Origin of the sequence: Zymomonas sp. (assembly GCF_020216885.1) — a bacterium.
Lineage (GTDB): Bacteria > Pseudomonadota > Alphaproteobacteria > Sphingomonadales > Sphingomonadaceae > Zymomonas.
The window spans coordinates 1-9,221 of record NZ_JAIWON010000136.1 but is presented as its reverse complement, the minus strand read 5'-3'; the positions used below and the strand labels follow the sequence as shown (position 1 = coordinate 9,221).

The 9,221-nt window shown below is 45.6% G+C and carries 5 protein-coding genes and 1 pseudogene; all 6 read right to left on the bottom strand.

The features are described from left to right. A pseudogene (locus LDL18_RS07685) lies at nucleotides 1–585 on the bottom strand (glucose-6-phosphate dehydrogenase); the annotation flags it as partial. Nucleotides 586–730: 145 nt separating this feature from the next. Continuing rightward, complete coding sequence (locus LDL18_RS07680) at nucleotides 731–2,152, bottom strand: sugar porter family MFS transporter (RefSeq protein WP_296508388.1); 1,422 nt, start codon at nucleotides 2,150–2,152, stop codon at nucleotides 731–733. 372 nt (nucleotides 2,153–2,524) lie between these two features. Further along, on the bottom strand, nucleotides 2,525–4,720 hold the full coding sequence (gene ligA / locus LDL18_RS07675; RefSeq protein WP_296508386.1) for an NAD-dependent DNA ligase LigA: 2,196 nt from the start codon (nucleotides 4,718–4,720) through the stop codon (nucleotides 2,525–2,527). Nucleotides 4,721–4,765: 45 nt separating this feature from the next. Continuing rightward, complete coding sequence (gene tgt, locus LDL18_RS07670; protein ID WP_296508384.1) at nucleotides 4,766–5,953, bottom strand: tRNA guanosine(34) transglycosylase Tgt; 1,188 nt, start codon at nucleotides 5,951–5,953, stop codon at nucleotides 4,766–4,768. Between the two features lie 145 nt (nucleotides 5,954–6,098). Continuing rightward, on the bottom strand, nucleotides 6,099–8,321 hold the full coding sequence (gene uvrB / locus LDL18_RS07665; protein ID WP_296508390.1) for an excinuclease ABC subunit UvrB: 2,223 nt from the start codon (nucleotides 8,319–8,321) through the stop codon (nucleotides 6,099–6,101). A 97-nt stretch (nucleotides 8,322–8,418) separates the two neighbouring features. Then, nucleotides 8,419–9,221, bottom strand: an 803-nt coding sequence (locus tag LDL18_RS07660) for a hypothetical protein (RefSeq protein WP_296508382.1), incomplete at its 5' end; no start/stop codon positions are given.

Below are 9,221 nucleotides of genomic sequence, written 5' to 3'. Positions count from 1 at the left end.
TTCAAACAAAGCATTACCAAAGCGCAGGGTCAGAAGGTTCTGAACCGTTTCTTTACCCAGATAATGGTCAATACGATAAACTTGCTTTTCAGAGAAAACTTTCAAAACCGCATCATTAATATGATCGGAAGAAGCAAGATCCTGACCTAAAGGTTTTTCAAGCGCCAGGCGAGAAGTTGAACCAGCCAGACCAGCCTGTTTCAGGCCAGCGATTGCCCCTTCAAACAAAGAAGGCGCAGTCGAAAGATAAATGGCGATACCTTTTTCGACCGGGCCACAAAGGTCAGCTAATTTTCCGAATTGGGTCGGATCCGTAATATCGACCGTCGCGTAGAAAAGCTTGTTAAGGAATTTAGCTTTAGCGTCATCATTCAACCGGTCAGAAGCAACAAAGCGGTCTAAAGATTTTTCTGCGAAATCACGGAAACCATCTGTGTCGTATTCACTACGAGAGGTGCAGACGATACGCAGATCATCTGCAAGCAAACCATCGGCATCAAGACCATAAAGCGACGGCAACAGCATGCGCTGTGAAAGGTCGCCAGTCGAGCCAAACAATATCATCGTCGAAACGGTATTTGTCATTATTCTCGTCCTTAAAACAGAGGCCGAATCCTTTTAGCCTGTTTTTAGCCTGTCCGCCCACTTTATACCATCGTTGTAAACAAAAAGTATAATTGGTTAAGACTTATCTAAAAAAGACAAAAGGATTCAGCCAAAGCCAGTTTAACTACTTCTGGGAGCGCCACATCTCCTCGATTTCATCCAGGCTCCGACCTTTGGTTTCCGGCACGAAGCGAGCAACAATCAAGCCACCCAAGATGCTCAATGCTGCGAAAACGAGATAGGAGAAACCGTGGTTGAAAGTCTGATTCAATGCCGGAGAACCATCGGCAACCTTAAACAGGAAGTTAACCAAAATATTAGCTAACCATTGTCCGGTAACGGCGATAGGCATAGCCGCGCCCTTGATGGAACTCGGGAACATTTCTGACAAAACAACCCAGCAGACAGGGCCCCATGACATACCAAAGACTGCAATATAAAGAAGCACAGAAGCCAAAGGCAAAACACCACCGACTTTGAACCAGAAGCAGCAGCCTAAAACAGCCATCATTGCGGCCATACCGATAGCACCCCAAATAAGCAGGGGTTTACGGCCGAAGCGGTCAACAACACGGGAAGCAATCATGGTGAAGATGAAGTTCACAACACCGATAGAGATGGTCTGCAATAATGCCGTATCGGCTCCAAAACCTAAATTCTGGAACATCTGCGGTGCATAATACAGCACGGCGTTAATACCGACCAACTGCTGGAAGGCAGCAACTGATACACCGGCAAAAACAACTGTGACACCAAAAGCAAACAAACCTGCGCTGCTTTTGTCCATAGCTTTATCAAAGCCAGCTTTAATCTTTTGAATCGTCAGATTAGGGTCAGCTTGCGGTTCCAAGCGAGCAAGGATTTTGCTGGCCTCGGAATGACGTCCTTTCATCACCAACCAATGCGGCGTATCCGGTGCGGTTAACAGCAGCAGCAAGAAGGCAATACCTATCAAGCCTTCTGAGGCTGGAGACCAGCACCAACCACTGGCATTAACCCAATCGATAGAACCGAAATGAGCCAGTAACCAAGTAAAGATATAACCGGTTAAAGCACCTGTCACAATGGCCATCTGCTGACCAGAAACCATCTGGCCGCGTTTGTCTGGCGGAGCAATTTCAGCGATATAGGTTGGGGTCAAGGTCGAAACGACACCGATACCTAAACCGGCAAGAAACCGGAAAAAGCAAAAAATTTGTAAAGCCGAACCACCGGTTCCAAATAATTTTTCGGTTAGCGCAGCACCAAAACCGGCGGCGACGAAACAAATGGAACTCATCAACAATCCGCCGCGACGACCGAAGCGAATACCAATCCAGCCAGACAGCAAAGAACCGGTAACACAACCGACCAAAACAGCAACAACGACCATCCCGGATAGGGAAGCCGCAGCCGTAGCAGAAAGATGACGAGGGGCAATAAAATGGATATCAACCGGTGTACCGATTGCAGCAATAACCGCTGAATCGTAACCGAAAAGCAAGCCGCCTATAGCAGCGATTAGGGCTAGTCGCGTGACTAGACCCTGACTACTTTCAGAACTCATGGCGATTCCTCTCCCGCCTTAATCTGTAAATCTTACAACCGCCGAGTATCGGCAATGTTAAACATTGGTCTTATTTTAGTTTCTGACCAAAAATAACATCACAAACCGAATCCTTGGCGATAAACTGAATACGGATTACTCCTATTGAACCGATTTTGGAACCTCCTTATCATTATTGGAACAATATTTGCGTCGATCACCTACGATTATTTTTTTACTTATCCTTGATTGATGACAACGCAAGTAAAACAAAATTTTCTAATAAGGAGGCAGCATAAGTGTTTAAAAAAACAGTTTTCTTTTTAAAAAATATCAAAAGCCAATAAAATTCGGAAAAACCTGTATAAATTTCAAGAAATTACCCAATCATTATTAGATTTTTATACTGTCTTGTCCGGTATTTTCTACGATACGATGCCATCTATCCTCATCTATAATGGAAATATCCAGCTCTTTCGCCTTTAAAAGTTTAGAGCCGGCAGCCTCTCCCGCGACGACAAGATTAGTCTTTTTTGAAACAGATGAAGCCACTTTAGCACCCAGATTTTCAGCTTGTCGCTTCGCTTCATCTCTCGTTATTTTTTGCAGGCTTCCAGTAAAAACAATAATCTTTCCTGACAGAGGCGAAGAGGCTAGCTCAAAATAAAGAGCTTCAACTTGAACTTCCTGTAAAAGATCAGAAACAACATCGGAATTATGGGTTTCAGCAAAAAAATCCAGAAGGCTTCGAATAATTTTACCACCCATATTAGGAATATGGAAAAAAGAGATAAGCTCTTTATCTACCCTTTTTTGATACTTTTCTTCAGATTCATCACTTGAAGGCTGTAATATAGTCCGCAGATGAGCCGCCTCATCAATTGCCGCTTTAAAGTTATCCCATGTTTGGTAAGATTTAGCTAAATCCCGAGCCGTTACAGCACCTACATGGCGAATGCCCAAGGCAAAAAGAAAACGATCAAACGGAATTTTCCGCCGTTTTTCGATAGCAGATATTAAATTATCGACAGAAATTTCACCCCAGCCTTCTCTCTCGATCAAAAACTGACGTTTTTGAAACAACCGAAAAATATCGGCAGGCGTTTCAATCAATTTATCGGCAAAAAAACTTTCGATATGGCTTTTACCCAAGCCATCAATTTCAAAGGCAGTGCGCGAAACGAAATGACACAAACGCTCAACGCGTTGCGCTGGACAGATCAAACCTCCGGTACAGCGCCATGCAACTTCTCCATCTTCCCTTCTGGCAACAGATTCACAAACGGGACAGCGATGCGGGAAATGCCAAATAGGACGATCGACATCAGGCGTTAGATTTTCGATTATCTGGGGAATAACATCTCCAGCACGTTGAACCAGAACGCGATCTCCCGGACGGACGCCCAAGCGCTCAATTTCATCAGAGTTATGGAGGGTCGCAGAAGAGACAACAACTCCTCCGACCGTTACAGGCTCTAATTTAGCGACAGGTGTCAAAACGCCTGTACGCCCAACCTGTATCTCGATATCTAAAAGCGTCGTTTGCGCTTTTTCTGCTGGAAATTTATGCGCCAAGGCAAAACGCGGAGCGCGCGCGGAAAATCCAAATCTCTGCTGCCAATCGAGCTGATCTAATTTATAAACGACACCATCAATATCAAAATCTAAATCAGCCCGTTCGGCCTCTATCTTCTGATAAAAGTCAAGCATCTGCCCAATATTTTCGGCACGAGCCAGCAGATTACTGACAGACAAGCCATAGCTTTCTATCATTTTCATCATGCCATATTGAGTATCGGCAGGTAAGGATGTGGACTCACCCCAACCATGTGCCAAAAAGCGAAGAGAGCGCCTTGCCGTAATATTCGGGTCTAGCTGTCGCAAAGACCCAGCAGCCGCATTGCGAGGATTGGCAAAAACCTTTTTATTTTCTTCTGTCTGACGAGCATTCAAAGCAGAAAAATCGCTTTTTGCCATGTAAACTTCGCCACGGATTTCAATAATTTCTGGCCAATTGTTGCCCTTTAATATTTTGGGGATGTCATCAATAACACGGACATTAGAGGTCACATCCTCACCGATAACCCCGTCTCCCCGCGTGACAGCCTGAGTTAAAATGCCCTTTTCATAACGCAAAGAACAAGAAAGACCGTCAATTTTTGGTTCAACAGTGCAAATGACTGCCTGATTTTCTTTTAAATTGAAAAAACGGCGAACACGCCCCAAAAAATCTTCAACATCCTGATCCAGAAAACCATTATCAAGACTAAGCATCGCTGCCCGATGTGCAATTTTGGGCAAACGTGAATTAGGGCGGCTACCGACTTTTTGACTTGGGGAATCTGGCCGGATTAAGTCAGGAAAAAACTGTTCAATTCGACGGTTTCGCAAGACCAAGGCATCATATTCGCTGTCAGGAATAGCCGGATTATCCTTATCATGATAAAGATGATCATAATGGCTGATAAGCTTTGCCAAGCGCTCTAATTCAACAATCGCTTGTTCACGAGATAAATCTTTCGGAGCCAGAGCTGACAAATCCTGTTTTTCAGGATTCAGATAAGAAAAAAGGTCAATATCTGCATTCATTCTGCCAAGCTCCAGCCTTGTCGCCCTATCATACAATCACAATTTTTAGCTATTCCGTGCAAAATAACGCGCTCTGAAATCCTGAGCAAATTGCGAAAAATGTCCTTCCGAAATAGAGTCCCGTATCTTTTGCATAAGCTGTTGATAAAAGGCGATATTATGCTCTGTCATCAGCATAGCGCCTAAAATCTCACCCGCCCGAATTAAATGATGGATATAAGCGCGGCTCCATTTCTGGCAAACAGCACAATGGCATTCACTATCCAAAGGCTTCAAATCTTCTGAAAAACGGGCATTTCTGATATTGATAGGCCCATCCCATGTAAAGGCCTGCCCATTCCGACCAGAACGCGTCGGCAAGACGCAATCGAACATATCAATACCGCGCTCAACGGCGCCAACGATATCATCAGGCTTACCAACGCCCATCAGATAATGGGGTTTATCATCGGGCAGCATTGGCACAGAAAAGTCAAGGACGCGGAACATTTCATCCTGTCCTTCGCCTACAGCCAATCCCCCAACGGCATAGCCATCAAAGCCGATTTCAGCGAGAGCATCCGCCGATTGTTGCCGCAGATTTTCAAAAACAGAGCCTTGTTGAATTCCAAACAAAGCCGCATTTTCTGCTTGTTCTTTCCGGCTATCAAAGGCTTCACGTGATCTTTTCGCCCAACGCATCGAGCGTTCCATTGACGAGGCCGCTCGTGAAGGCGTTGCCGGATAAGGCGTACATTCATCAAAGGCCATTACGATATCACTGCCTAGTAAATGCTGGATTTCGATAGAACGTTCCGGCGACAGCATATGGCGGGAACCGTCAAGATGACTTTTAAAGGTAACGCCCTCTTCACTCTGTTTCGTCAAAGAAGACAGGCTCATCACCTGATACCCACCGCTATCCGTCAAAATAGGCCGATCCCACCCCATGAAAGAATGTAATCCACCTAGCTTAGCTATCCGTTCGGCACCCGGACGAAGCATCAGATGATAGGTATTTCCCAAGATAATATCAGCGCCAGTTGCCCGAACCGTTTCTGGCTTCAAAGCCTTTACGGTGGCTGCCGTGCCAACCGGCATAAAGGCAGGCGTTCGGATAGCGCCCCGCTTCATTTCGATAGTGCCGGTGCGGGCTTTCCCTTCCCTTGCCGCGATTGAAAAAGAAAAACGCGGACGATCGGTCTCTTGCGCTGTTGCTTCTACCACATTTCTTCCTTTGACTGCCGTCATCATTTCCAAGCTCATCCCTATCGAGAGAAAAGCCGCATCTGACAACAGGTTTTACGAAATAAGGGTATAGCAAAAAATAAAAATTTTCAGCTCTCGGCTTTTTACAAAATTTTATGCTTCAAGGCAGAGAGCTCACTCTATTCCCTAATCAATGCCCTCGCGATCTCAATAATTTTTCACCGGCTTCTTGCTTGACCCGCTTAGAAGCCTTGGCTTCTCTGGCTTTGTCACTTCTGGTTTTTCTAGTGCCAGGACGTCCAGCTTCAGACCGACCTTGGATCTCAGACGACTTGTCGGGAGGCAGTCCTAATTCCTGTCTCTTCAACTGGTGTAAGACATCTCTTAATTGTGCTGCTTTTTCAAATTCCAAATTAGCGGCGGCTTCTAACATTTCTTTTTCAGTCTCGGAAATAGAACGTGCTAAAGCTTTCGGATCATGATTTTCGATGCTAGCGGCGGCCTCACTACTATCGACGACACCGAAATGACCGACAATATCATCGACCTGCCGCTTAACCGTTGCAGGTGTAATATTATGCGCTTTATTCCATGCGATCTGCTTGATCCGGCGGCGTTCGGTCTCGGCCATAGCCCGCGCCATCGAACCGGTTATCTTGTCACCATACAAAATAACACGCCCTTCGGCATTACGCGCAGCTCGACCGATCGTCTGAATCAGTGAAGTTTCAGACCGTAAAAAGCCTTCTTTATCAGCATCCAAGACAGCCACTAATCCGCATTCTGGGATATCCAACCCTTCACGCAACAGGTTGATACCGATCAAAACGTCGTAAACGCCCAATCTCAAATCCCGAATAAGCTCGATGCGTTCGATCGTTTCGACATCGGAATGCATGTAGCGGACTTTCAATCCCGCTTCATACATATATTCAGTCAAATCCTCGGCCATTCTCTTGGTCAAGGTTGTTACCAAAGAACGCCACCCTGCAGCCGCCGTTTTCTTGGCTTCAAAAATCAGATTATCGACCTGTTCTTCAATCGGTCGAACTTCTATTGCGGGATCGACTAACCCCGTCGGTCGAATAATTTGTTCGACAAAAACGCCGCCAGTTTGCGCCAATTCCCACGGTCCCGGCGTTGCGGAAACATAGACTGTTTGCGGACGCATCGCATTCCACTCTTCAAACCGAAGAGGCCGATTATCAATACAGGAAGGTAAGCGGAAACCATAATCAGCCAAAGTCGTTTTACGGCGATAATCACCCCGTGACATACCGTTAATTTGCGGAATCGTCTGATGACTTTCATCCACAAATAACAAAGCATTATCAGGCAGATATTCAAATAAAGTAGGCGGGGGATCTCCGGGAGCGCGTCCGGTCAGAAAGCGGGAGTAATTTTCAATACCGGAACAAGCACCGGTTGCGGCCATCATTTCTAGATCAAATTCGGTGCGCTCTTCCAATCGCTGGGCTTCCAGTAATTTGCCTTCAGCTTTGAATTCCCGCAAGCGGCTATCCAACTCGCGCCGGATTGCATTATTCGCAGCCTTCAAAGTCGGCTCTGGTGTCACATAATGAGAATTAGCATAAATTTTAATCTGGTCGAGTTTAGCGATCTTCACTCCGGTCAAAGGATCGAATTCAGAAATTTCTTCGATTTCATCCCCGAAAAAGCTAATACGCCAAGCCATGTCTTCATAATGGGATGGAAATATCTCAAGGGTATCGCCTTTGACACGGAAAGAACCTCGTCCAAAGGCAACGTCATTGCGCTTATACTGTAAAGCAACCAAACGGCGAATAATTTCCCGCTGATCAACAAGCTGCCCTTTCAACAAACGAAAGGTCATAGATGAATAGGTATCAACCGAACCAATACCATAAAGACAGGAAACCGAGGCCACGATAATAACATCTTCACGCTCTAATAAAGAACGCGTTGCTGCATGGCGCATCCGATCTATCGCTTCATTGATGGCGCTATCTTTTTCGATATAGGTATCAGTCCTCGGCACATAGGCCTCTGGCTGATAATAATCGTAATAGCTTACGAAAAATTCGACCGCATTTTCAGGGAAAAAGCGTTTAAACTCGCCATAAAGCTGGGCAGCCAGAATTTTATTAGGCGCCAATATCAAACTAGGCCGCTGTAATTTCTCAATGACTTTCGCCATGGTAAAGGTCTTACCGGATCCGGTTACTCCTAACAAAACCTGATCCCGTTCGCCTTTTTGAATATCTTTGCACAAGGCAGAAATCGCCTGCGGCTGATCGCCTGCTGGCTCGTAATCGGAAACAAGACGAAACGGTTTTGGCGGCTCTGTTTTTTCAGGGCGGCTGGGGCGATGAGGCACAAAATCTAAACGATTTTCTGGCTCATCAAGCGTCGTACGGATCGCGATAGTCATATCTAGGATATGATAAACCCCAGCACCGGAAACAAGCATAGAAGGCAGTTAAATTTTATATTCAAAACCATTATGGGTTAGGTAATGTAAAAAATGACTAGAAAACCATATCAAAAGCGACCTGTCCTGACAGGCTTTCAGTCGTATTTCTTCCCCAGAAAGGCGTAGAAACACCAGCGATAATACCATAGCGAGCTGACCAGTTATATTCGACAGCAGGCGCTACTACCCAAGCACCGGATCCCTGCCCTTTCTTTTCAACATAATCAACAGCATTATTATAGCCTTTGACCTTGGAACCATAAGACCAATCACGAGCAACGTCACAGGCCAAAACCCAACGTTGATTGATACCATATTCAACAGAAATACCGCCCTCACCACTCGTGCCTGTTTCAGCATGACCAATAAAATCTTTACTGGTTCCATAGCTACTAATGCCATGAATTTCGGCATCGCGGACAGATTTACGGATATTAGCCCATCCTCGAACTCGCAAAGCATGACCCGCAATACGATAGGTCGATTGGGTTACCAAAGCGGCACGGAAGACATAGTTACCATTACCACCGGCATTGGTTTTATCAGAATTCAGATGGTCATAACGACCTGTCGGGAAAGAGATACCACTCTGAAGCATCACAGCAGGAATAAGGCGACTTTCATTCGGATCAACAAAACGCCAAATGAAATCAAGCGGCAAATCACCCACTCGTGGCTGACCACCACCATTGCCATAAGTGGATCGCCATTTATAAAAAAACTGAGGATGGAGCTGGACGCTCAAATGATTGGTAATACCATATTTAACCAGTGTCGTATTAACGATGCTTTGGGTACCGCCGTAGATGGGACCTTTGTGACCAAAAGCATCCACACTATCTATAGGACGATTATAAG